Source organism: Actinosynnema sp. NPDC023658 (genome assembly GCF_040639995.1).
Classification (GTDB): domain Bacteria; phylum Actinomycetota; class Actinomycetes; order Mycobacteriales; family Pseudonocardiaceae; genus Actinosynnema.
Genome location: NZ_JBFAAX010001502.1, coordinates 1 through 1031 on the forward strand (window position 1 = coordinate 1; position 1031 = coordinate 1031).

The 1031-nt window shown below is 72.4% G+C and carries 1 protein-coding gene and 1 pseudogene; both read left to right on the forward strand.

Going from position 1 to position 1031, the window contains the following annotated elements:
• Positions 1 to 265, forward strand: a pseudogene (locus AB0G02_RS42105) (hypothetical protein); the annotation flags it as partial.
• A 248-nt stretch (positions 266 to 513) separates the two neighbouring features.
• Positions 514 to 996 carry a hypothetical protein gene (locus tag AB0G02_RS42110; RefSeq protein ID WP_360806756.1) on the forward strand — a complete coding sequence of 161 codons (483 nt, stop codon included), beginning with the start codon at positions 514 to 516 and terminating at the stop codon, positions 994 to 996.
• Positions 997 to 1031: the final 35 nt, after the last annotated feature.

A 1031-nucleotide genomic window follows, 5' to 3' on the forward strand; every position in this document is an offset into this window, starting at 1 on the left:
GGTGCGCGGGCTCCCGCACCGGCTCGGTCCCCGGATCGGCGTGATCGTCATGGCAGCGGCGCTGGCCGCGGCCTCGGTCGTGCTCGGCGTCGCACCCGCGGGCACGTCGACGGCGTTCGCGCTGACCGTGTCGACGATCGGGATCGCGCTGGCGGGCGCCACCACCGCGGCCGCGATCCGCGCGCCGCGCACGCCCACGGCGTTCCGGCTGACGATCGTGATCGCGATCCTGGACGTGGCGCTGCTGATCACGAACGCGATCTGAGCCGGGACACCTCGACCCGGCACACGTGGTCGGACCGCCCGGCGAGGCGCCATCCCCGACTCACCCGCCACATCACGGGATTCATCACGCCGTGCGGTTTGCCGGCGCGACGACGCCACCGGGTGCGCGGACCGTGCCGGAGTGGACGGTCGATCGAGGTCCACCACCATCCCATCGATCGATTTCTACTGCGGCGCAACAGAGCTGGCGTCGGCGCGTGCATTCCGATTCGGACGCGGAGTTCTGTGATGAGGGTTCAGCCGTGGCTCGTGGTGCTCGCCGTCGCCGGGACGCTCGTGGGTGCCGATCAGGCCGCCGGTGAGGAGAGGACCACGCTGGAGCTGACGGCCGGGAGGACGCTGATGTCGGCGCCCGCGAACCTCGCGGTGGGCATGGGGTTCGTCAGCGGTGGCGACCCGTCCGACGGCGCGGGCCGCGCCAAGGTGGGCGAGGGCTACTCCCACTGCGGCATCACGAAGGTGAGCGCGTCGGTGCCGCCGGCGGTGACGGCGCACTGCACCTCGGTGTTCCGCCTGGCCGACGGTGAGCTGCACCTGTCCGGGCTGCGCGAGTACAAGTCGATCGCCAACGGCTTCGAGAGCACCACCAAGGCCGTCGTCGGCGGCACCGGCAAGTACGCCAACGCCCGGGGCGAGGTCGAGGTCGCCCGCGCCACCGCGGCGAACGGGATCGCCGCGGCCTACCGGTTCACCTTCGACCTGGTCGACTGACCAGCAGCTCGCCGCCGACCGGCACGTCCGGGCAC

Excerpts from the sequence above, each read along its gene's own strand:
- AB0G02_RS42110 (WP_360806756.1), top strand. The coding sequence starts at position 514 with ATGAGGGTTCAGCCGTGGCTCGTGGTGCTCGCCGTCGCCGGGACGCTC.